Origin of the sequence: Pseudomonas tritici, assembly GCF_014268275.3 — a bacterium.
Classification (GTDB): domain Bacteria; phylum Pseudomonadota; class Gammaproteobacteria; order Pseudomonadales; family Pseudomonadaceae; genus Aquipseudomonas; species Aquipseudomonas tritici.
In genome coordinates this window covers 5,784,910-5,806,743 of record NZ_CP077084.1, presented here as the reverse complement: position 1 = coordinate 5,806,743, position 21,834 = coordinate 5,784,910, and the positions used below count along the sequence as shown (strand labels likewise).

21 protein-coding genes and 4 tRNA genes are annotated in these 21,834 nt (G+C 54.9%); all 25 read left to right on the top strand.

Annotated features, from left to right (window positions below):
• Positions 1–2: 2 nt before the first annotated feature.
• The 25 genes from HU722_RS26695 to rpsC all read left to right on the top strand — a co-directional run bounded on the left by HU722_RS26695 (position 3) and on the right by rpsC (position 21,824).
• Positions 3–449 carry a hypothetical protein gene (locus HU722_RS26695; protein ID WP_186754936.1) on the top strand — a complete coding sequence of 149 codons (447 nt, stop codon included), beginning with the start codon at positions 3–5 and terminating at the stop codon, positions 447–449.
• A gap of 142 nt (positions 450–591) precedes the next feature.
• Positions 592–676 (top strand) — tRNA-Tyr (locus HU722_RS26690).
• A gap of 24 nt (positions 677–700) precedes the next feature.
• Positions 701–774: transfer RNA gene (locus HU722_RS26685), tRNA-Gly, on the top strand.
• A 26-nt stretch (positions 775–800) separates the two neighbouring features.
• Positions 801–876, top strand: a tRNA-Thr gene (locus tag HU722_RS26680).
• A 159-nt stretch (positions 877–1,035) separates the two neighbouring features.
• A tRNA-Trp gene (locus tag HU722_RS26675) sits at positions 1,036–1,111 on the top strand.
• Positions 1,112–1,156: 45 nt separating this feature from the next.
• Entirely contained in the window at positions 1,157–1,525 is a 369-nt protein-coding gene (gene secE / locus HU722_RS26670; RefSeq protein WP_003194658.1) for a preprotein translocase subunit SecE, read from the top strand.
• 9 nt (positions 1,526–1,534) lie between these two features.
• Positions 1,535–2,068: a transcription termination/antitermination protein NusG gene (nusG, locus tag HU722_RS26665; protein WP_003176436.1), complete on the top strand. Its 534-nt coding sequence runs from the start codon at positions 1,535–1,537 to the stop codon at positions 2,066–2,068.
• 116 nt (positions 2,069–2,184) lie between these two features.
• Positions 2,185–2,616: a 50S ribosomal protein L11 gene (gene rplK, locus HU722_RS26660; protein ID WP_003210097.1), complete on the top strand. Its 432-nt coding sequence runs from the start codon at positions 2,185–2,187 to the stop codon at positions 2,614–2,616.
• Positions 2,616–3,311, top strand: coding sequence for a 50S ribosomal protein L1 (gene rplA, locus HU722_RS26655; RefSeq protein WP_003232403.1), 696 nt, complete (start codon positions 2,616–2,618; stop codon positions 3,309–3,311). Before rplK ends, rplA begins: the two co-directional genes overlap by 1 nt.
• A gap of 199 nt (positions 3,312–3,510) precedes the next feature.
• Positions 3,511–4,011 carry a 50S ribosomal protein L10 gene (gene rplJ / locus HU722_RS26650; RefSeq protein ID WP_003210095.1) on the top strand — a complete coding sequence of 167 codons (501 nt, stop codon included), beginning with the start codon at positions 3,511–3,513 and terminating at the stop codon, positions 4,009–4,011.
• A gap of 78 nt (positions 4,012–4,089) precedes the next feature.
• Positions 4,090–4,455 carry a 50S ribosomal protein L7/L12 gene (gene rplL / locus HU722_RS26645; RefSeq protein WP_003176432.1) on the top strand — a complete coding sequence of 122 codons (366 nt, stop codon included), beginning with the start codon at positions 4,090–4,092 and terminating at the stop codon, positions 4,453–4,455.
• A gap of 219 nt (positions 4,456–4,674) precedes the next feature.
• The gene (rpoB, locus tag HU722_RS26640) at positions 4,675–8,748 is read left to right on the top strand and encodes a DNA-directed RNA polymerase subunit beta (protein WP_065872588.1); all 4,074 of its coding nucleotides are present in this window, start codon (positions 4,675–4,677) and stop codon (positions 8,746–8,748) included.
• A 64-nt stretch (positions 8,749–8,812) separates the two neighbouring features.
• On the top strand, positions 8,813–13,012 hold the full coding sequence (gene rpoC, locus HU722_RS26635; protein ID WP_049711295.1) for a DNA-directed RNA polymerase subunit beta': 4,200 nt from the start codon (positions 8,813–8,815) through the stop codon (positions 13,010–13,012).
• Between the two features lie 217 nt (positions 13,013–13,229).
• Entirely contained in the window at positions 13,230–13,601 is a 372-nt protein-coding gene (rpsL, locus tag HU722_RS26630) for a 30S ribosomal protein S12 (protein WP_002555494.1), read from the top strand.
• A gap of 118 nt (positions 13,602–13,719) precedes the next feature.
• Entirely contained in the window at positions 13,720–14,190 is a 471-nt protein-coding gene (gene rpsG, locus HU722_RS26625) for a 30S ribosomal protein S7 (RefSeq protein ID WP_002555493.1), read from the top strand.
• 30 nt (positions 14,191–14,220) lie between these two features.
• The gene (fusA, locus tag HU722_RS26620) at positions 14,221–16,326 is read left to right on the top strand and encodes an elongation factor G (RefSeq protein ID WP_015886136.1); all 2,106 of its coding nucleotides are present in this window, start codon (positions 14,221–14,223) and stop codon (positions 16,324–16,326) included.
• Between the two features lie 30 nt (positions 16,327–16,356).
• Positions 16,357–17,550: an elongation factor Tu gene (gene tuf, locus HU722_RS26615; RefSeq protein WP_003176426.1), complete on the top strand. Its 1,194-nt coding sequence runs from the start codon at positions 16,357–16,359 to the stop codon at positions 17,548–17,550.
• A gap of 159 nt (positions 17,551–17,709) precedes the next feature.
• Positions 17,710–18,021, top strand: a complete 312-nt coding sequence (rpsJ, locus tag HU722_RS26610; RefSeq protein WP_003186070.1) for a 30S ribosomal protein S10 — start codon at positions 17,710–17,712, stop codon at positions 18,019–18,021.
• An 81-nt stretch (positions 18,022–18,102) separates the two neighbouring features.
• A complete protein-coding gene (gene rplC / locus HU722_RS26605; RefSeq protein WP_065891200.1) occupies positions 18,103–18,738 on the top strand; it encodes a 50S ribosomal protein L3 in 636 nt (211 codons plus the stop codon).
• Between the two features lie 12 nt (positions 18,739–18,750).
• Positions 18,751–19,353: a 50S ribosomal protein L4 gene (gene rplD / locus HU722_RS26600; protein WP_049711296.1), complete on the top strand. Its 603-nt coding sequence runs from the start codon at positions 18,751–18,753 to the stop codon at positions 19,351–19,353.
• Positions 19,350–19,649, top strand: a complete 300-nt coding sequence (rplW, locus tag HU722_RS26595) for a 50S ribosomal protein L23 (RefSeq protein WP_002555488.1) — start codon at positions 19,350–19,352, stop codon at positions 19,647–19,649. The genes rplD and rplW overlap by 4 nt, the downstream gene beginning before the upstream one ends.
• 14 nt (positions 19,650–19,663) lie before the next feature.
• Positions 19,664–20,488: a 50S ribosomal protein L2 gene (gene rplB, locus HU722_RS26590; RefSeq protein WP_003176423.1), complete on the top strand. Its 825-nt coding sequence runs from the start codon at positions 19,664–19,666 to the stop codon at positions 20,486–20,488.
• A gap of 16 nt (positions 20,489–20,504) precedes the next feature.
• A complete protein-coding gene (rpsS, locus tag HU722_RS26585; RefSeq protein WP_003232420.1) occupies positions 20,505–20,780 on the top strand; it encodes a 30S ribosomal protein S19 in 276 nt (91 codons plus the stop codon).
• Between the two features lie 11 nt (positions 20,781–20,791).
• A complete protein-coding gene (gene rplV / locus HU722_RS26580; protein ID WP_003103908.1) occupies positions 20,792–21,124 on the top strand; it encodes a 50S ribosomal protein L22 in 333 nt (110 codons plus the stop codon).
• A gap of 13 nt (positions 21,125–21,137) precedes the next feature.
• Positions 21,138–21,824 carry a 30S ribosomal protein S3 gene (gene rpsC / locus HU722_RS26575; RefSeq protein ID WP_003176422.1) on the top strand — a complete coding sequence of 229 codons (687 nt, stop codon included), beginning with the start codon at positions 21,138–21,140 and terminating at the stop codon, positions 21,822–21,824.
• Positions 21,825–21,834: the final 10 nt, after the last annotated feature.

Genomic DNA, 21,834 nt, shown 5'->3' with positions numbered 1-21,834 from the left:
TTATGCGTTGGCTGTTTTTGCTTTTACTTGTTCTCAACGCCTTCTACTACGTTTGGCATCAGCAAGAAGCACCGTTGCGCGCTAAAGATGTCACTCCTCTAAGTCTCTACAAGGGGGCGCAGCAGGATATTCGGCTATTGAGTGAATCCTCTGACACCGTAATGCGCAGGGAGCGAGCAAGAGCGCCTGAGGCACAAAATACGTGCCTGTACATCGGCGGATTTGCGGATCAACGCCAGGCGCAACTCGTTGAGCAGCGCCTCACAAGCCTGGATATAAACGTCAAGGTCCAATTGCTGAATACTGCTGATGCTTCCGGCTACTGGCTCCGCGTTGCCCCTGAAAGCCGACGCCTGGCTGACGACCTGCCCTTTGAAAACCTTGCCAAGGAATTCAATGAGTTAAAACATAAAATAATGTTGTGCGAAGGCGTTGCAACTCTCGAATAGTTTGCATAGAATGGCGCCCGCTTCGCAGTGAAGACCTTTTAGGTCAGCAGTGCGAAGCGAAGGTCAACGCAGCTAACCTCATATTTTTAATGAGAAAATGCTTGACAGAAGGTCGGCGTGATGTAGAATGCCGGCTCGCTTAGGAGGGGTTCCCGAGCGGCCAAAGGGATCAGACTGTAAATCTGACGTCTACGACTTCGAAGGTTCGAATCCTTCCCCCTCCACCATTTTTAGCGTGAGCTGCAAGCTCCGCGGGTATAGTTTAGTGGTAGAACCTCAGCCTTCCAAGCTGATGATGCGGGTTCGATTCCCGCTACCCGCTCCAAGTTTGCAGGTTGTGCACGGTGTTTTGCTCTTGTAGCTCAGTTGGTAGAGCACACCCTTGGTAAGGGTGAGGTCAGCGGTTCAAATCCGCTCAAGAGCTCCATATAACAAGGCAGATATGAAAATATCTGCCTTTGTTTTAACAGTTAATCTCGGCTTGATGGTGTTGTGCCTGGTGTTGCCAGGTGATTTCAAGTCTCTAGAGGTTGGTTGTTGTAAAGTCTTTTTCAGGCCTGCATAATGGTCGGCCTGATTTTGTTTTAGGTCAGTAGCTCAATTGGCAGAGCGACGGTCTCCAAAACCGTAGGTTGGGGGTTCGATTCCCTCCTGACCTGCCAGATTCACGTGGTGTATCTGGCTTTCTTTTCACAGGATCTTCATAGATGACTCCTAAGGCTGAAGCTCAAAGCTCTCGTTTCGATCTGGTCAAGTGGCTCGCCGTAGTCGCCTTGGTGGTCGTAGGCGTTGTTGGCAATCAGTACTATTCTGCTTCGCCGATCCTGTACCGTGTGCTCGCTTTGCTTGCCCTTGCTGCTGTAGCTGCCTTTGTAGGCCTGCAGACTGCCAAAGGCAAGTCTTTCGCGGTCCTGGTAAAGGAAGCTCGCACCGAAATACGTAAAGTCGTTTGGCCGACTCGCCAAGAAACCACGCAGACTACGTTGATTGTTGTGGCTGTTGTTCTGGTTATGGCGTTGCTGTTGTGGGGGCTTGATTCCCTGCTCGGCTGGCTTGTTTCCTTGATTGTTGGCTAAGGGTGTCCCGTGGCTAAGCGTTGGTACGTTGTGCATGCTTACTCGGGTTACGAGAAGCATGTTATGCGCTCTTTGCTAGAGCGCGTAAAGCTGGCAGGCATGGAAGATGGCTTCGGCGAAATTCTGGTTCCCACTGAAGAAGTGGTTGAAATGCGGAATGGTCAGAAGCGCAAAAGCGAACGCAAGTTCTTCCCTGGCTACGTGCTGGTACAGATGGACATGAATGAAGGTACTTGGCACTTGGTCAAGGACACTCCTCGTGTCATGGGTTTCATCGGCGGTACCGCTGATAAGCCTGCTCCTATCACCGATAAAGAAGCAGAAGCAATTCTGCGTCGTGTTGCTGATGGTAGCGACAAGCCTAAGCCGAAGACGCTTTTCGAGCCGGGTGAGGTTGTTCGTGTCACAGATGGTCCGTTTGCTGATTTCAACGGTACTGTCGAAGAAGTTAACTACGAAAAGAGCCGGATCCAAGTGGCAGTGCTTATTTTCGGTCGTTCTACTCCGGTAGAGCTGGAGTTCAGCCAGGTCGAGAAGGTCTAGCTGAGCAAGCATCCCAACCCCACAGCCTAGGCTGTGGGGTTTTGTCGTCACTGGGATAAACGCGCAAGTAACCGGGGAGCCTTTAGAGGCGTTCGAACCCGTAATTGGAGTGCCTCATGGCCAAGAAGATTACCGCTTACATCAAGCTGCAAGTGAAGGCCGCTCAGGCCAACCCTAGCCCACCCGTCGGTCCAGCTCTGGGTCAGCACGGCGTGAACATCATGGAATTCTGCAAGGCCTTCAACGCCCGTACTCAGGGTATTGAGCCAGGTCTGCCGACTCCAGTGATCATCACTGTATACAGCGACCGTAGCTTCACTTTCGAAACCAAGTCGACCCCGGCTTCGGTTTTGTTGAAGAAAGCTGCTGGTCTGACTAGCGGTTCCGCTCGTCCGAACACCGTTAAGGTTGGCACCGTGACTCGTGCTCAGCTGGAAGAAATCGCGAAAACCAAAAACGCGGATCTGACTGCAGCTGATATGGATGCAGCCGTGCGTACCATCGCCGGTTCTGCTCGTAGCATGGGCCTTAACGTGGAGGGTGTGTAATGGCTAAGCTGACCAAGCGCCAAAAGGCTATCGCCGGCAAAATCGAAGCAGGCAAGGCCTACAACTTTGTAGACGCTGCTGCCCTGCTGACCGAGCTGTCGACTGTCAAGTTCAGCGAGTCCGTTGACGTTGCTGTAAACCTGGGTGTTGACCCACGTAAATCCGACCAGGTCGTTCGTAGCGCAACTGTGCTGCCACACGGTACTGGCAAGACTGTACGTGTAGCTGTCTTCACCCAAGGCCCGGCAGCTGAAGCTGCTCTGGCCGCCGGCGCCGATCGCGTTGGCATGGACGACCTCGCTGCCGAAATGAAAGGCGGCGACCTGAACTACGACGTAGTTATTGCTTCCCCGGATGCAATGCGCGTTGTAGGTCAGTTGGGTCAGATCCTGGGTCCACGTGGCCTGATGCCTAACCCGAAAGTCGGCACCGTAACCCCAGACGTAGCTACCGCGGTTAAAAACGCCAAGGCTGGTCAGGTTCGTTATCGCACCGACAAAAACGGCATCATTCACACCTCCGTTGGCAAAGTCGGCTTCGATGCCGTCAAGCTGAAGGAAAACGTTGAAGCCCTGATCGCTGATCTGAAGCGTATCAAGCCAGCTTCCTCGAAAGGTATCTACGTCAAGCGCGTTACCCTGAGCACCACTATGGGCCCAGGTCTGGTCATCGACCAAGGCTCGTTGGACGTATAAGACACAGATTGGCGCGAGCGATTGCGCCAATTGAAAAAATTGGGGTCCCTGCCTGGCGGGGGCTATCCAAGACCGTAGGCGACGCAAGTCTTAAACCACAAGCCTACGCAGATGGTGCTCCCGGTTCCTTACCGAATCAGACACCAAAACGACATCCGGCTCCGGCCAGATGAAACGGTAACAAGCAGGAGTTAAACCCGTGGCAATTAATCTCGAAGACAAGAAGGCCATCGTCGCTGAAGTCAACGAGGCTGCCAAAGCTGCTCTGTCCGCTGTCGTGGCTGATGCCCGTGGTGTGACAGTAAGCGCTATGACCGGACTCCGTAAAGAGGCTCGTGAAGCTGGCGTATACGTACGTGTTGTACGTAACACCCTGCTCAAGCGCGCTGTTGCTGACACTGAATACAGTGTTCTCAACGACGTGTTCACAGGCCCGACCCTGATTGCTTTCTCCAAGGAACATCCTGGCGCTGCTGCCCGTTTGTTCAAAGAGTTCGCCAAGGGTCAGGACAAGTTCGAGATCAAGGCAGCTGCGTTCGAGGGCAAGTTCCTCGCAGCTAACCAAATCGACGTACTGGCAACACTGCCGACCCGTAACGAAGCTATTTCTCAGCTGATGAGCGTGATTCAAGGCGCTACCAGCAAGTTGGCTCGTACTCTGGCCGCAGTTCGCGAGCAAAAAGAAGCTGCCGCAGCCTAAGGCTGAGCAAATTCTCTCGCGTATTTTTGTTTATTTCGATGGCCGCGTAGGCCGTCCCCCAATTCAGGAAATACAGCAATGTCTATCTCCCAAGACGATATCCTCAACGCCGTAGCTGAAATGTCGGTTCTGCAGGTTGTTGAGCTGATCAAAGCTTTCGAAGAAAAATTCGGCGTTTCCGCTGCCGCTGCTTCCGCTGGCCCAGCTGTTGCTGCTGTTGCTGCTGAAGAGCAAACCGAATTCAACGTTATGCTGCTGGAAGCTGGCGAGAAGAAAGTAAACGTGATCAAGGCAGTACGTGAACTGACCGGTCTGGGCCTGAAAGAAGCCAAGGCTGTAGTTGACGGCGCTCCTGCCCAGGTTCTGGAAGCAGTGTCGAAAGACGCCGCTGACAAAGCCAAAGCTACTCTGGAAGAAGCAGGCGCTAAAGTCGAGCTGAAGTAAGCATCGACCTTGCGTCTCCAGCCCACGCGTCAAGCTGAAGGCTGATGGCTGGTGGCTCTTGCCACCGGCCTTTTTCCGTTCTTGGCTGTCGACTCGGTCGCCGCCATGAACGCGCTGTAGCCACCCGATGCGGTGGTGCAAACCATGGGGTTTGCAAGATTTTCTGGCTGCTCCCGTCGGGAGGGCCAAACAAGCAGGTGACCAAGCTGGGGAACGCTGATGGCTTACTCATATACTGAGAAAAAACGTATCCGCAAGGACTTTAGCAAGTTGCCGGACGTCATGGATGTCCCGTACCTTCTGGCTATCCAGCTGGATTCGTATCGTGAATTCTTGCAGGCGGGAGCGACCAAAGATCAGTTCCGCGACGTGGGCCTGCATGCGGCCTTCAAATCCGTTTTCCCGATCATCAGCTACTCCGGCAATGCTGCGCTGGAGTACGTCGGTTATCGCCTGGGCGAACCGGCATTTGATGTCAAAGAATGCGTGTTGCGCGGTGTTACGTACGCCGTACCTTTGCGGGTAAAAGTCCGCCTGATCATTTTCGACAAAGAATCGTCGAACAAAGCGATCAAGGACATCAAAGAGCAAGAAGTCTACATGGGCGAAATCCCACTGATGACTGAAAACGGTACCTTCGTTATCAACGGTACCGAGCGTGTAATCGTTTCCCAACTGCACCGTTCCCCGGGCGTGTTCTTTGACCACGACCGCGGCAAGACGCACAGCTCCGGTAAGCTCCTGTACTCCGCGCGGATCATTCCGTACCGTGGTTCGTGGTTGGACTTCGAGTTCGACCCGAAAGACTGCGTGTTTGTGCGTATCGACCGTCGTCGTAAGCTGCCGGCTTCGGTACTGCTGCGCGCGCTTGGCTATACCACTGAGCAAGTGCTGGACGCCTTCTACACCACCAACGTATTCAGCCTGAAGGATGAAACCCTCAAGCTGGAGCTGATCGCATCGCGTCTGCGTGGTGAAATTGCCGTTCTGGACATCCAGGATGAAAAGGGCAAGGTCATTGTTGAAGCCGGCCGCCGTATTACCGCGCGCCACATCAACCAGATCGAAAAAGCCGGTCTCAAAGAGTTGGAAGTGCCGCTGGACTACGTCCTGGGCCGCACTACCGCCAAGGTCATCGTTCACCCGGCGACAGGCGAAATCCTGGCTGAGTGCAACACCGAGCTGAACACCGAGATCCTGGCCAAAATCGCCAAGGCTCAGGTCGTTCGCATCGAGACCCTGTACACCAACGACATCGACTGCGGTCCGTTCATCTCCGACACCCTGAAGATCGACTCCACCAGCAACCAATTGGAAGCGCTGGTCGAGATCTATCGCATGATGCGTCCTGGCGAGCCGCCAACCAAAGACGCTGCCGAGACTCTGTTCAACAACCTGTTCTTCAGCCCTGAGCGCTATGACCTGTCTGCGGTCGGCCGGATGAAGTTCAACCGTCGTATCGGTCGTACCGAGATCGAAGGTTCGGGCGTGTTGTGCAAAGAAGACATCGTTGCGGTCCTGAAGACTCTGGTCGACATCCGTAACGGCAAAGGCATCGTCGATGACATCGACCACCTGGGTAACCGTCGTGTTCGCTGCGTAGGCGAAATGGCCGAGAACCAGTTCCGCGTTGGCCTGGTGCGTGTTGAGCGTGCGGTCAAAGAGCGTCTGTCGATGGCCGAAAGCGAAGGCTTGATGCCGCAAGACCTGATCAACGCCAAGCCAGTGGCTGCGGCGGTGAAAGAGTTCTTCGGTTCCAGCCAGCTCTCGCAGTTCATGGACCAGAACAACCCGCTTTCCGAGATCACCCACAAGCGCCGTGTCTCTGCACTGGGCCCGGGCGGTCTGACCCGTGAGCGTGCTGGCTTTGAAGTTCGTGACGTACACCCGACGCACTACGGTCGTGTTTGCCCGATCGAAACGCCGGAAGGTCCGAACATCGGTCTGATCAACTCCCTGGCTGCCTATGCGCGCACCAACCAGTACGGCTTCCTTGAGAGCCCGTACCGCGTGGTGAAAGACGCACTGGTCACCGACGAGATCGTGTTCCTGTCCGCCATCGAAGAAGCTGATCACGTGATCGCTCAGGCTTCGGCCACGATGAACGACAAGAAAATGCTGATCGACGAACTGGTCGCTGTTCGTCACTTGAACGAGTTCACCGTCAAGGCGCCGGAAGACGTCACCTTGATGGACGTATCGCCGAAGCAGGTAGTTTCGGTTGCCGCGTCGCTGATCCCGTTCCTGGAACACGATGACGCCAACCGTGCGTTGATGGGTTCCAACATGCAGCGTCAAGCTGTACCCACCCTGCGTGCTGACAAGCCGCTGGTAGGTACCGGCATGGAGCGTAACGTAGCTCGTGACTCCGGCGTTTGCGTCGTGGCTCGTCGTGGCGGCGTGATCGACTCCGTTGATGCCAGTCGTATCGTGGTTCGTGTTGCCGATGACGAAGTTGAAACTGGCGAAGCCGGCGTAGACATCTACAACCTGACCAAGTACACCCGCTCCAACCAGAACACCTGCATCAACCAGCGTCCGCTGGTGAGCAAGGGTGATCGGGTTCAGCGCAGTGACATCATGGCAGACGGTCCTTCCACCGATATGGGTGAGCTGGCACTGGGTCAGAACATGCGCATCGCGTTCATGGCCTGGAACGGTTACAACTTCGAAGACTCCATCTGCCTGTCCGAGCGTGTGGTTCAGGAAGATCGCTTCACCACGATCCACATTCAGGAACTGACCTGTGTGGCGCGTGACACCAAGCTTGGGCCAGAGGAAATCACTGCAGACATCCCGAACGTGGGTGAAGCTGCACTGAACAAGCTGGACGAAGCCGGTATCGTTTATGTAGGTGCTGAAGTAGGCGCAGGCGACATCCTGGTCGGTAAGGTCACTCCGAAAGGCGAGACCCAACTGACTCCGGAAGAGAAGCTGCTGCGTGCCATCTTCGGTGAAAAAGCCAGCGACGTTAAAGACACCTCCCTGCGCGTACCTACCGGTACCAAGGGCACCGTGATCGACGTACAGGTCTTCACCCGTGATGGCGTTGAGCGTGATGCTCGTGCACTGTCCATCGAGAAGACCCAGCTCGACGAGATCCGCAAGGACCTGAACGAAGAGTTCCGTATCGTTGAAGGCGCGACCTTCGAACGTCTGCGTTCCGCCCTGGTAGGCCACAAGGCTGAAGGCGGCGCAGGTCTGAAGAAAGGTCAGGACATCACCGACGAAATCCTCGACGGTCTCGAGCATGGCCAGTGGTTCAAACTGCGCATGGCTGAAGACGCTCTGAACGAGCAGCTCGAGAAAGCCCAGGCTTACATCGTTGATCGTCGCCGTCTGCTGGACGACAAGTTCGAAGACAAGAAGCGCAAACTGCAGCAGGGCGATGACCTGGCTCCAGGCGTGCTGAAAATCGTCAAGGTTTACCTGGCAATCCGTCGCCGCATCCAGCCGGGCGACAAGATGGCCGGTCGTCACGGTAACAAAGGTGTGGTCTCCGTGATCATGCCGGTTGAAGACATGCCGCACGATGCCAATGGCACCCCGGTCGACGTCGTCCTCAACCCGTTGGGCGTACCTTCGCGTATGAACGTTGGTCAGATCCTTGAAACCCACCTGGGCCTTGCGGCCAAAGGTCTGGGCGAGAAGATCAACCGTATGATCGAAGAGCAGCGCAAGGTCGCGGACCTGCGGAAGTTCCTGCACGAGATCTACAACGAGATTGGCGGTCGCAACGAAGAGCTGGACACCTTCACTGACCAGGAAATCCTGGATCTGGCGAAGAACCTGCGCGGCGGCGTTCCAATGGCTACCCCGGTGTTCGACGGTGCCAAGGAAAGCGAAATCAAGGCCATGCTTAAACTGGCAGACCTGCCAGAAAGCGGCCAGATGCAGCTGTTCGACGGCCGTACCGGCAACAAGTTTGAGCGCCCGGTTACTGTTGGCTACATGTACATGCTGAAGCTGAACCACTTGGTAGACGACAAGATGCACGCTCGTTCTACCGGTTCGTACAGCCTGGTTACCCAGCAGCCGCTGGGTGGTAAGGCTCAGTTCGGTGGTCAGCGTTTCGGGGAGATGGAGGTCTGGGCACTGGAAGCATACGGTGCTGCTTACACTCTGCAAGAAATGCTCACAGTGAAGTCGGACGATGTGAACGGTCGGACCAAGATGTACAAAAACATCGTGGACGGCGATCACCGTATGGAGCCGGGCATGCCCGAGTCTTTCAACGTGTTGATCAAAGAAATTCGTTCCCTCGGCATCGATATCGATCTGGAAACCGAATAACACGTGACGCGAATCGAGAGCGGGGCTGTTTAGCCCGCTCTCTGCTCCGCCAGGAGGAAAGGCCTTGAAAGACCTACTGAATTTGCTGAAAAACCAGGGTCAAGTCGAAGAGTTCGACGCCATCCGTATTGGATTGGCATCGCCTGAGATGATCCGTTCGTGGTCGTTCGGTGAAGTTAAAAAGCCGGAAACCATTAACTACCGTACGTTCAAACCTGAACGTGACGGCCTGTTCTGCGCCAAGATCTTTGGCCCGGTTAAGGATTACGAGTGTCTGTGCGGTAAGTACAAGCGCTTGAAGCACCGTGGTGTGATCTGCGAGAAGTGCGGCGTTGAAGTCGCACTGGCCAAGGTTCGTCGTGAGCGCATGGCGCACATCGAACTGGCTTCGCCGGTTGCCCACATCTGGTTCCTGAAATCGCTGCCGTCCCGTATCGGCTTGCTGATGGACATGACCCTGCGTGATATCGAACGCGTTCTCTACTTCGAGAGCTACGTCGTTATCGACCCAGGCATGACCACCCTTGAAAAAGGTCAGCTGCTGAACGACGAACAGTACTTCGAAGCGCTGGAAGAGTTCGGCGACGATTTCGATGCCCGCATGGGTGCCGAAGCTGTCCGTGAGCTGCTGCACGCTATCGACCTGGAACACGAGATTGGCCGTCTGCGTGAAGAAATTCCGCAAACCAACTCCGAAACCAAAATCAAGAAGCTGTCCAAGCGTCTGAAGTTGATGGAAGCCTTCCAGGGTTCCGGCAACTTGCCAGAGTGGATGGTGCTGACCGTTCTGCCGGTTCTGCCGCCAGACCTGCGTCCGCTGGTACCGTTGGACGGTGGTCGTTTCGCGACGTCCGACCTCAACGACCTGTACCGCCGCGTGATCAACCGTAACAACCGCTTGAAGCGCCTGCTCGATCTGTCCGCTCCGGACATCATCGTGCGCAACGAAAAGCGTATGTTGCAAGAAGCTGTCGATGCCTTGCTCGACAACGGTCGTCGTGGCCGCGCTATCACCGGTTCGAACAAGCGTCCTCTGAAATCCCTGGCTGACATGATCAAGGGTAAGCAAGGTCGTTTCCGTCAGAACTTGCTCGGTAAGCGTGTTGACTACTCCGGTCGTTCGGTAATTACCGTAGGCCCGACCCTGCGTCTGCATCAGTGCGGTCTGCCTAAGAAGATGGCACTTGAGCTGTTCAAGCCATTCATCTTCGGCAAGCTGGAAATGCGCGGTCTCGCGACCACCATCAAAGCGGCCAAGAAAATGGTCGAGCGCGAACTGCCAGAGGTTTGGGACGTTCTCGCTGAAGTGATTCGCGAACACCCGGTTCTCCTCAACCGTGCACCGACCCTTCACCGTCTGGGTATTCAGGCGTTTGAACCGGTACTGATCGAAGGTAAGGCTATCCAGCTGCACCCTCTGGTCTGTGCTGCGTACAACGCCGACTTCGACGGCGACCAAATGGCCGTGCACGTACCGCTGACACTGGAAGCCCAGTTGGAAGCGCGTGCGTTGATGATGTCGACCAACAACATTCTTTCGCCAGCCAACGGTGAGCCAATCATCGTTCCGTCGCAGGACGTTGTATTGGGTCTGTACTACATGACCCGTGAAGCGATCAACGCCAAAGGCGAAGGTCGTGTGTTCGCTGACTTGCAAGAAGTTGACCGTGTGTTTCGTGCCGGCGAAGCCGCACTGCACGCCAAGGTTAAAGTGCGGATCAACGAAACCGTGAACGACCGTGACGGCGGCAGCGTGAGCGGCACTCGTATCGTCGACACCACTGTCGGCCGTGCGCTGTTGTATCAAGTTGTGCCAAAAGGTCTGTCGTACGACGTCGTCAACCTGCCGATGAAGAAAAAGGCGATCTCCAAGCTGATCAACCAGTGCTACCGCGTGGTTGGTTTGAAAGAGACCGTGATCTTCGCTGACCAGTTGATGTACACCGGTTTTGCGTATTCGACCATCTCCGGCGTTTCCATCGGTGTTAACGACTTCGTTATCCCTGATGAAAAAGCTCGCATCATCGCGGCTGCAACCGATGAAGTGAAAGAGATCGAAAGCCAGTACGCCTCGGGCCTGGTAACACAGGGCGAGAAGTACAACAAAGTGATCGACCTTTGGTCCAAGGCCAACGACGAAGTGTCGAAGGCGATGATGGCTAACCTCTCGAAAGAGAAGGTTATCGACCGTCATGGCGTAGAAGTCGATCAAGAGTCGTTCAACTCGATGTACATGATGGCCGACTCGGGCGCACGGGGTTCTGCTGCGCAGATCCGTCAGCTCGCCGGTATGCGTGGCCTGATGGCCAAGCCGGACGGTTCCATCATTGAAACGCCGATTACTGCGAACTTCCGTGAAGGTTTGAGCGTACTTCAGTACTTCATCTCGACTCACGGTGCTCGTAAAGGTCTGGCGGATACCGCGTTGAAAACCGCTAACTCCGGTTACCTGACTCGTCGTCTGGTAGACGTTGCGCAAGACTTGGTTGTGACTGAAGTTGACTGCGGTACCGAACACGGTCTGCTGATGACTCCGCACATCGAAGGCGGCGACGTTGTAGAACCGTTGGGTGAGCGCGTACTGGGCCGAGTCATTGCCCGTGACGTATTCAAGCCAGGTACCGAGGAAGTTATCGTTCCTGCTGGTACCCTGGTGGATGAAAAGTGGGTCGAGTTCATCGAACTCAACAGCATCGACGAAGTGATCGTTCGCTCGCCGATCAGCTGCGAAACCCGCTATGGCATCTGCGCCAAGTGCTACGGCCGTGACTTGGCTCGTGGTCACCAGGTGAACATCGGTGAAGCGGTCGGCGTTATCGCTGCCCAGTCCATCGGTGAGCCGGGTACCCAGCTGACCATGCGTACGTTCCACATCGGTGGTGCGGCAAGCCGGACCTCCGCAGCTGACAGCGTTCAGGTGAAGAATGGCGGTACTGTCCGTCTGCACAACCTGAAACACGTTGAGCGAGTGGATGGCTGCCTGGTTGCTGTGTCCCGTTCCGGTGAGCTGGCAATCGCTGATGACTACGGTCGTGAGCGTGAGCGTTACAAGCTGCCGTACGGTGCTGTGATTTCGGTTAAAGAAGGTGACAAGGTCGACGCTGGCGCAATCGTGGCCAAGTGGGATCCGCACACTCACCCAATCGTTACCGAAATGAAAGGTACCGTGACCTACGTGGGCATGGAAGAAGGCATCACGATCAAGCGTCAGACTGACGAATTGACCGGTATGACCAACATTGAAGTACTCGACGCGAAAGATCGTCCAGCTGCCGGTAAAGACATCCGTCCTGCCGTTAAGATGGTCGATGACAACGGCAAGGATCTGTTGCTGCCAGGCACTGACGTAATCGCTCAGTACTTCCTGCCAGCCAACGCCCTGGTCGGTGTAGCGGATGGTGCGAAGATCGCGATCGGTGATGTTATCGCGCGTATCCCGCAAGAAACTTCGAAGACCCGTGACATCACCGGTGGTCTGCCGCGTGTTGCCGACTTGTTCGAAGCACGTCGTCCGAAAGAAGCGTCGATTCTGGCTGAAGTCAGCGGCACCATCGCGTTCGGTAAAGAGACCAAAGGCAAGCGCCGTCTGGTCATTACCCCGAACGACGGTAGCGATCCGTACGAAGAGCTGATTCCGAAGTGGCGTCACCTGAACGTCTTCGAAGGCGAACAGGTAAACCGCGGCGAAGTTATCTCCGACGGCCCGAGCGATCCACACGACATCCTGCGTCTGCTGGGTGTGAGTGCGCTGGCCAAGTACATCGTTAACGAGATCCAGGACGTTTATCGCCTGCAAGGCGTGAAGATCAACGATAAGCACATCGAGACCATCCTGCGTCAGATGCTGCGTAAAGTTGAAATCGCTGAATCCGGCGATTCCAGTTTCATCAAGGGCGACCAGATGGAACTGACTCACGTGCTGGTAGAGAACGAGCGTCTGGCTGGCGACGAGAAATTCGTTTCCAAGTTCACTCGTGTGTTGCTGGGTATCACCAAGGCGTCGTTGTCCACTGAGTCGTTCATCTCGGCGGCCTCCTTCCAGGAGACCACTCGCGTACTGACCGAAGCAGCGGTAACCGGCAAGCGCGATTACCTGCGCGGCCTGAAAGAAAACGTGGTTGTGGGTCGTTTGATCCCAGCTGGTACCGGTTTGGCTTACCACAGCGAGCGCAAGCGCCGCCGTGATGCTGACAAGCCGCTGCGCGTGAGTGCCAGTGAAGTGGAAGCTGCACTGACCGAAGCGCTGAACTCTAGCGGTAACTGAGTTCTGCGATAAATAAGTCTGGGCCCTGGCAGCCCCCATTCGTCGGATCGAGGCAGTTTTGCCCCGGTTCGATGAGCGGGGATGTCGGGGCCTTGCCTTGACTGGGGACAAGATCCTCTTTAGACTCTTGTACCCCTAAATTTGGCGGGAATTCGTTCCTGCCATTTTGCTTTTCTTGCAAGACAATAGCGTCGCAAGACAACAGTGGAGCTAGTAGATGGCAACTATCAACCAGCTGGTACGTCAGCCGCGTAAGCGTATCGTCGAGAAATCCGACGTGCCTGCGCTGCAGAACTGCCCGCAACGTCGTGGCGTATGCACTCGCGTGTATACCACTACGCCGAAAAAACCTAACTCGGCACTGCGTAAAGTATGCCGTGTGCGCCTGACCAACGGTTTCGAGGTTTCCTCGTACATCGGTGGTGAAGGTCACAACCTGCAAGAGCACAGCGTGGTACTGATCCGCGGCGGTCGTGTAAAAGACTTGCCAGGTGTTCGTTACCACACCGTACGCGGCTCCTTGGATACTTCCGGCGTTAAAGGTCGTAACCAGGGTCGTTCGAAGTACGGTACCAAGAAGCCTAAGTAGTAGCGGCTTTTTGTAAAACTGAATCATCTTATTTTCTGAGTCGATAAGAGTAAGGTCGGAGCCGTCCCGAAAGGGCGCTAATTCCGAGCGAACCTGAAGACCGTTTGAGGGCTTATCCATGCCAAGAAGACGCGTAGCAGCCAAGCGCGAAGTGCTTGACGATCCAAAATACGGAAGCCAAATTCTGGCCAAGTTCATGAACCACGTGATGGAAAGCGGCAAGAAAGCCGTTGCCGAGCGTATCGTTTATGGCGCGCTGGAAAAGGTTAAAGAACGCAAGAACAGCGACCCCCTGGAAATCTTCGAGAAAGCTCTCGACGCCATCGCTCCGCTGGTCGAAGTGAAGTCGCGCCGTGTAGGCGGTGCTACTTACCAGGTTCCGGTTGAAGTTCGTCCGTCCCGTCGTAACGCTCTGGCAATGCGCTGGTTGGTAGACTTCGCCCGTAAGCGCGGCGAGAAGTCTATGGCCCTGCGTTTGGCTGGCGAACTGTTGGACGCTGCTGAAGGTAAAGGTGCTGCTGTTAAGAAGCGTGAAGACGTGCACCGTATGGCTGAAGCTAACAAAGCTTTCTCGCACTACCGCTTCTAATCTTAGCTTCACTAATTTTGCGAGGGCTTTATGGCTCGTACTACTCCGATTAGCCGTTACCGTAACATCGGTATCGTTGCTCACGTGGATGCTGGTAAAACCACCACCACCGAGCGCGTACTGTTTTACACCGGCAAAAGTCACAAGATGGGCGAGGTGCATGACGGCGCCGCGACCACAGACTGGATGGTTCAGGAGCAGGAGCGTGGTATTACCATTACTTCTGCTGCTATTACCGCCTTCTGGAAAGGTTCCGAGAAGCAGTACAAAGATGAGCACCGCTTCAACGTAATCGATACCCCGGGCCACGTAGACTTCACCATTGAAGTTGAACGTTCCCTGCGCGTACTCGACGGCGCTGTCGTTGTGTTCTGCGGTACCTCGGGCGTTGAGCCTCAGTCGGAAACCGTATGGCGTCAAGCCAACAAATACGGCGTTCCACGTCTTGTTTACGTAAACAAGATGGACCGTGCTGGTGCGAACTTCCTGCGCGTGATCGGTCAGATCAAGCAGCGTCTGGGTCACACCCCGGTGCCAATCCAGTTGGCTATCGGTTCCGAAGACAATTTCCAAGGCCAGATCGATCTGCTGACCATGGAAGCTGTTTACTGGAACGACGCTGACAAAGGTATGGTTCCTGTTCGCAAGCCTATCCCTGCTGAACTGCAGGAACTGGCTGACGAATGGCGCAACAACATGGTTGAAGCTGCGGCCGAAGCCAACGAAGAGCTGATGAACAAGTACCTCGAAGGTGAAGAACTCACCAACGTGGAAATCAAGGCCGCTCTCCGTCAGCGTACTATCGCTGGTGAGATCGTCTTGGCTGTTTGCGGTTCCTCGTTCAAGAACAAGGGTGTTCCCCTGGTTCTCGATGCTGTGATCGACTACCTGCCGGCACCAGTTGATATTCCTGCCATCAAGGGTACTGACCCGGATGACGAGACTATCGAGCTGGAGCGTCATGCAGACGACGCAGAACCGTTCTCCGCTCTGGCATTTAAAATTGCCACTGACCCATTCGTGGGTACCTTGACCTTCGTCCGCGTTTACTCGGGCGTGTTGAACTCCGGCGACGGCGTGATCAACTCGGTTAAAGGCAAGAAAGAGCGCGTGGGTCGTATGGTGCAAATGCACGCAAACGCCCGCGAAGAGATCAAGGAAGTACGCGCTGGTGACATCGCGGCCTTGATCGGCATGAAGGACGTCACCACCGGTGAAACCTTGTGCAACGCTGACAAGCCAATCATCCTGGTTCGCATGGACTTCCCGGAGCCGGTTATTTCGGTAGCCGTAGAGCCTAAGACCAAGGATGACCAGGAAAAAATGGGTATCGCTCTGGGCAAGCTTGCTCAGGAAGATCCATCTTTCCGCGTCAAGACTGATGAAGAGACTGGTCAAACGATCATCTCCGGCATGGGCGAGCTTCACCTGGACATCCTGGTTGACCGGATGCGCCGTGAGTTCAACGTCGAAGCCAACATCGGTAAGCCTCAGGTTTCCTATCGTGAGCGCATCACGAAGAACTGTGAAATCGAAGGCAAGTTCGTTCGTCAGTCCGGCGGTCGTGGTCAGTTCGGTCACTGCTGGATCCGTTTTGCTCCTGCTGACGAAGGTCAGGAAGGTCTGCAATTCGTGAACGAAGTAGTAGGTGGTGTTGTTCCTAAGGAATACATCCCTGCTATCCAGAAGGGTATCGAAGAGCAGATGAAGAACGGTGTTGTTGCCGGCTATCCGCTGATCGGCCTGAAAGCAACCGTTTTTGACGGTTCTTACCACGACGTCGACTCCAACGAGATGGCGTTTAAGGTGGCTGCTTCCATGGCAACCAAGCAACTGGCCCAGAAGGGCGGTGGTGAGTTGCTTGAGCCAATCATGGCGGTAGAAGTTGTTACACCTGAAGACTATATGGGTGATGTCATGGGCGACCTTAACCGTCGTCGCGGCATGATCTTGGGTATGGAAGACACGGTTTCCGGCAAAGTGATTCGCGCCGAGGTTCCGTTGGGTGAGATGTTCGGTTATGCGACCGACGTTCGCTCCATGTCTCAGGGTCGCGCAAGCTACTCTATGGAATTCAAAAAATACAACACAGCTCCGGCGCACATCGCTGAAACTGTATCCAAAAAACAAGGCTGATTCAGTCCTTTAGGCAAGGAGTTAATTGTCGTGGCTAAAGAAAAATTTGATCGTTCCCTACCGCACGTCAACGTTGGCACCATCGGTCACGTTGACCACGGTAAAACCACTCTGACTGCTGCTCTGACTCGCGTTTGCTCCGAAGTTTTCGGTTCTGCAATCGTTGATTTCGATAAAATCGACAGCGCACCAGAAGAGAAAGCTCGTGGTATCACCATCAACACCGCGCACGTTGAATACAACTCGCTGATCCGTCACTACGCTCACGTTGACTGCCCAGGTCACGCTGACTATGTGAAGAACATGATCACCGGTGCTGCTCAAATGGACGGCGCTATCCTGGTTTGCTCGGCCGCTGATGGTCCGATGCCACAGACCCGTGAGCACATCCTGCTGTCCCGCCAGGTAGGCGTTCCGTACATCGTGGTTTACCTGAACAAGGCTGACCTGGTAGATGACGCTGAGCTGCTGGAACTGGTTGAGATGGAAGTGCGCGATCTGCTGAGCACTTACGACTTCCCAGGTGACGACACTCCGATCATCATCGGTTCTGCTCGTATGGCTCTGGAAGGCAAAGACGATAACGAAATGGGCACCACGTCCGTTCGTAAACTGGTTGAGACTCTGGACAGCTACATCCCAGATCCAGTCCGTGTTATCGACAAGCCGTTCCTGATGCCAATCGAAGACGTATTCTCGATCTCTGGTCGCGGTACTGTTGTGACTGGTCGTATCGAGCGCGGTATCGTTAAGGTTCAAGATCCACTGGAAATCGTTGGTCTGCGTGACACTACCGTCACCACCTGCACCGGTGTTGAAATGTTCCGTAAACTGCTCGACGAAGGTCGTGCTGGCGAGAACTGCGGCGTTCTGCTGCGTGGTACCAAGCGTGACGACGTTGAGCGTGGCCAGGTTCTGGTTAAGCCAGGTTCGGTTAAGCCGCACACCAAGTTCGAAGCTGAAGTGTACGTGCTGAGCAAAGAAGAAGGCGGTCGTCACACTCCGTTCTTCAAAGGCTACCGTCCACAGTTCTACTTCCGTACTACTGACGTGACTGGTAACTGCGAACTGCCGGAAGGCGTTGAGATGGTAATGCCGGGCGACAACATCAAAATGGTTGTTACCCTGATCAAAACTATCGCAATGGAAGACGGTCTGCGTTTCGCTATTCGCGAAGGCGGCCGTACCGTTGGTGCTGGCGTTGTAGCTAAAATCATCGAGTAATTATCTCTTCTGAGATAGCTTCGATGTTTTGAGAAGGCCCCCGCTTAGCGGGGGCCTTTTTTATTGGGTTGACACCCATCTGGGGCGTCTATAGAATTGCGCCTCCTTTTAACGGGCGTATTGCGCTCGCTGGGAATAGCAGCCGGAGTCTGAAATCCAATGCAAAATCAGCAAATCCGTATCAGGTTGAAGGCTTTTGACCATCGCCTGATCGACCAATCCACCCAGGAAATCGTGGAAACCGCGAAACGTACTGGTGCTCAAGTGCGTGGTCCAATTCCACTGCCTACCCGTAAAGAGCGGTTCACCGTTCTGGTCTCCCCGCACGTCAACAAAGACGCGCGTGACCAGTACGAGATCCGTACTCATAAGCGCGTACTGGACATCGTCCAGCCAACGGATAAAACCGTTGATGCACTTATGAAGCTCGATCTGGCGGCCGGTGTGGAAGTACAGATCAGCCTCGGCTAAGACTTGGGTCTTAGTCGTGTAACGCTCTGAAATGGGCGGCCATAGCGGGTGAAAGCCCCGTACACTCATGAGGTTTACAACATGACTATTGGTGTAGTCGGTCGTAAATGCGGTATGACCCGTATTTTCACCGAAGAAGGTGTCTCCATTCCGGTTACGGTCATTGAGATCGAGCCGAATCGCGTCACCCAGTTCAAAACTGAAGAGACCGATGGCTATCGTGCAGTGCAAGTCACTGTCGGCGAGCGTCGTGCTTCGCGTGTGACTGCTGCTCAAGCAGGTCACTTCGCTAAAGCAAACGTTGCAGCTGGTCGCACTGTTATGGAGTTCCGTCTTGAAGACGGCGACTACCAGGCTGGCGATCTGATCAGCGCTGAAATCTTCGCCGCTGGTCAACTGGTTGATGTAACCGGTCAGTCCAAAGGTAAAGGCTTCCAGGGTACGATCAAGCGTTGGAATTTCCGTGGCCAAGACAACACTCACGGTAACTCCGTCTCCCACCGCGTCCCGGGCTCTATTGGCCAGTGCCAGACTCCTGGTCGTGTATTCAAGGGCAAAAAAATGTCCGGTCATATGGGCGCTGAGCGCGTGACCGTGCAGTCCCTCGAAGTAGTGCGCGTCGACGCTGAACGCAATCTGTTGTTGGTCAAGGGTGCTGTTCCTGGCGCTACTGGCGGCAACCTGGTTGTACGTCCAGCGGCCAAGGCTCGCGGTTAAGGGGAAGCTGACATGCAATTAAATGTAAATGACGCTCAAGCGATCGAAGTTTCCGAACTGACATTTGGCGGCGAATTCAACGAGACGCTCGTTCACCAAGCAGTCGTGGCCTACATGGCCGGCGGCCGTCAAGGTAGCAAGCAGCAAAAGACCCGTTCCGACGTTCGTGGTGGCGGTAAGCGCCCTTGGCGTCAGAAAGGTACTGGCCGTGCTCGTGCCGGTACTATCCGTAGCCCAATCTGGCGTGGCGGTGGTACCACTTTCGCAGCTCGTCCACAGGATCACTCGCAGAAGCTCAACAAGAAGATGTATCGCGCAGCACTGCGCTCCATCCTTGCTGAACTCGTGCGTACCGATCGTCTGGTTGTGGTTCAGGACTTCGCTGTTGAAAGTCCAAAAACTAAAGACCTGCTGGGCAAACTGAACGACATGAGCCTGACCGACGTTTTGATCGTGTCTGAAGCTGTTGATCAGAACCTGTACCTGGCTGCTCGCAACCTGCCACACGTTGATGTACGTGACGTGCAAGGTTCCGATCCAGTTAGTCTGATCGCATACGACAAGGTGTTGATCACCGTGTCGGCCGTGAAGAAATTCGAGGAGCTGCTGGGATGAACCAGGAACGCGTATTTAAAGTTCTGCTTGGCCCGCACGTTTCCGAAAAGGCTACGGTTCTGGCTGACAAGAAAGGCCAGTTCGTTTTCAAGGTTGCAACTGACGCAACCAAGCTGGAAATCAAGAAGGCCGTCGAAAGCCTGTTCAGCGTGAAAGTAGAGCGTGTTACTACCCTGAATGTTCTGGGTAAGAGCAAGCGCACTGCTCGCGGTCTGGGCAAGCGTAATGACTGGAAGAAGGCAGTTATCTCCCTTCAGCCAGGCCAAGATCTCGATTTCAGCAGCAGTGCTGAGTAAGGAAGGGGTGCATCATGGCAATCGTTAAATGCAAACCGACTTCCCCTGGCCGCCGTTTTGTGGTCAAGGTGGTCAACCAGGAGCTGCATAAAGGCGCTCCTCACGCACCGCTGCTCGAGAAAAAATCGAAGACTGGTGGTCGTAACAACAATGGTCGTATTACCACCCGTCACATCGGTGGTGGCCATAAGCAGCATTATCGTCTGGTCGATTTCCGTCGCAACGACAAAGATGGCATCTCCGCCACTGTCGAGCGAATTGAATACGATCCAAACCGTACTGCTCACATCGCTCTGCTGCTGTACGCAGATGGCGAGCGTCGCTACATCATCGCCCCTAAAGGCGTGAGCGCTGGCGACCAGCTGATCGCAGGTGCCTTGGCGCCGATCAAGCCGGGCAACGCTCTGCAACTGCGCAACATTCCAGTTGGTAGCACCGTACACGGCATCGAATTGAAGCCAGGTAAAGGCGCGCAAATCGCTCGTTCCGCTGGTGCTTCGGCTCAGCTGATCGCTCGTGAAGGTGTCTACGTGACCCTGCGTCTGCGTTCTGGTGAGATGCGTAAAGTGCTGGCTGAATGCCGCGCGACCTTGGGTGAGGTCTCGAACTCCGAGCACAGCCTTCGTTCGCTGGGTAAAGCTGGTGCCAAACGCTGGCGTGGCGTTCGCCCAACCGTTCGTGGTGTTGCCATGAACCCGGTTGACCACCCACACGGTGGTGGTGAAGGTCGTACCTCTGGTGGTCGTCATCCGGTATCGCCATGGGGCTTCCCGACTAAGGGCGCGAAGACTCGTGGTAATAAGCGTACCGACAAAATGATAGTCCGTCGTCGCAAGTAAATAGAGGGATACGACAGTGCCACGTTCTCTGAAAAAAGGTCCTTTTATTGATCTTCACCTACTGAAGAAGATCGAAGTGGCGGCGGAAAAGAACGATCGCAAACCAGTTAAGACCTGGTCGCGTCGTTCGATGATCCTGCCACAAATGGTCGGTTTGACCATCGCTGTACACAACGGTCGCTTGCACGTCCCAGTTCTCGTGAACGAAGACATGGTCGGCCACAAACTAGGCGAGTTTGCCGGTACCCGCACTTATCGTGGGCACGTGGCAGACAAGAAAGCCAAGCGTTAAGGGGTTAGGAAATGGAAGTAGCCGCTAAGTTGTCGGGCGCTCGAATCTCCGCCCAGAAAGCCCGCTTGGTCGCCGACCAGATCCGCGGGAAGAAGGTGGGCGAAGCGCTCAACCTGTTGGCTTTCAGCAGTAAGAAAGCCGCCGAGATCATGAAGAAAGTGCTGGAGTCGGCCGTAGCCAACGCCGAGCATAACGAAGGCGCAGACGTTGATGACCTGAAGGTCAGCACCGTTTTCGTCAACGAAGGGCGTTCGCTGAAGCGCATCATGCCACGTGCCAAAGGCCGTGCTGATCGCATCGTCAAGCGGTCTTGCCATATCACTGTCAAGGTTGCTGACAAGTAACGGAGTCGAAGAGATGGGTCAGAAAGTACATCCCATTGGCATTCGCCTGGGAATCGTCAAGGAGCACACCTCCGTCTGGTACGCAGACGGTCGGACTTATGCGGACTATTTGTTCGCTGATCTGAAGGTGCGTGAGTATCTCCAAGACAAACTAAAAAGCGCGTCCGTAAGCCGTATCGATATCCATCGTCCGGCGCAAACTGCACGTATCACCATCCACACCGCTCGTCCAGGTATCGTTATCGGGAAGAAAGGTGAAGATGTTGAGAAACTGCGTCAGGACCTGACCAAGCAAATGGGTGTGCCTGTGCACATCAATATCGAAGAGATCCGCAAGCCGGAGCTCGACGGTATGCTGGTTGCGCAGAGCGTAGCTCAGCAGCTGGAGCGTCGCGTAATGTTCCGTCGCGCTATGAAGCGCGCTGTACAGAACGCCATGCGCATTGGTGCCAAAGGCATCAAAATCCAAGTGAGCGGTCGTCTCGGCGGTGCTGAAATCGCACGTACTGAATGGTATCGCGAAGGTCGTGTGCCACTGCACACCCTGCGTGCCGACATCGACTATGCCAACTACGAAGCTCACACCACTTACGGTGTGATCGGTGTAAAGGTTTGGATCTTCAAGGGCGAAGTAATTGGTGGTCGCCAAGAAGAACTGAAACCACAAGCACCAGCGCCTCGTAAAAAAGCTGCTAAGTAAGGGGTACGCC

Bases quoted from the DNA above. Each gene is read 5' to 3' on its own strand.
- rplC (WP_065891200.1), top strand. From the start codon at position 18,103: ATGACTATTGGTGTAGTCGGTCGTAAATGCGGTATGACCCGTATTTTC.
- rplW (WP_002555488.1), top strand. From the start codon at position 19,350: ATGAACCAGGAACGCGTATTTAAAGTTCTGCTTGGCCCGCACGTTTCC.
- rpsL (WP_002555494.1), top strand. From the start codon at position 13,230: ATGGCAACTATCAACCAGCTGGTACGTCAGCCGCGTAAGCGTATCGTC.
- secE (WP_003194658.1), top strand. From the start codon at position 1,157: ATGACTCCTAAGGCTGAAGCTCAAAGCTCTCGTTTCGATCTGGTCAAG.
- rpsC (WP_003176422.1), top strand. From the start codon at position 21,138: ATGGGTCAGAAAGTACATCCCATTGGCATTCGCCTGGGAATCGTCAAG.
- rpoB (WP_065872588.1), top strand. From the start codon at position 4,675: ATGGCTTACTCATATACTGAGAAAAAACGTATCCGCAAGGACTTTAGC.
- rpsJ (WP_003186070.1), top strand. From the start codon at position 17,710: ATGCAAAATCAGCAAATCCGTATCAGGTTGAAGGCTTTTGACCATCGC.
- rplA (WP_003232403.1), top strand. From the start codon at position 2,616: ATGGCTAAGCTGACCAAGCGCCAAAAGGCTATCGCCGGCAAAATCGAA.
- HU722_RS26695 (WP_186754936.1), top strand. From the start codon at position 3: ATGCGTTGGCTGTTTTTGCTTTTACTTGTTCTCAACGCCTTCTACTAC.
- rplV (WP_003103908.1), top strand. From the start codon at position 20,792: ATGGAAGTAGCCGCTAAGTTGTCGGGCGCTCGAATCTCCGCCCAGAAA.
- rplK (WP_003210097.1), top strand. From the start codon at position 2,185: ATGGCCAAGAAGATTACCGCTTACATCAAGCTGCAAGTGAAGGCCGCT.
- rpsG (WP_002555493.1), top strand. From the start codon at position 13,720: ATGCCAAGAAGACGCGTAGCAGCCAAGCGCGAAGTGCTTGACGATCCA.
- fusA (WP_015886136.1), top strand. From the start codon at position 14,221: ATGGCTCGTACTACTCCGATTAGCCGTTACCGTAACATCGGTATCGTT.
- rplL (WP_003176432.1), top strand. From the start codon at position 4,090: ATGTCTATCTCCCAAGACGATATCCTCAACGCCGTAGCTGAAATGTCG.
- rplB (WP_003176423.1), top strand. From the start codon at position 19,664: ATGGCAATCGTTAAATGCAAACCGACTTCCCCTGGCCGCCGTTTTGTG.
- rplD (WP_049711296.1), top strand. From the start codon at position 18,751: ATGCAATTAAATGTAAATGACGCTCAAGCGATCGAAGTTTCCGAACTG.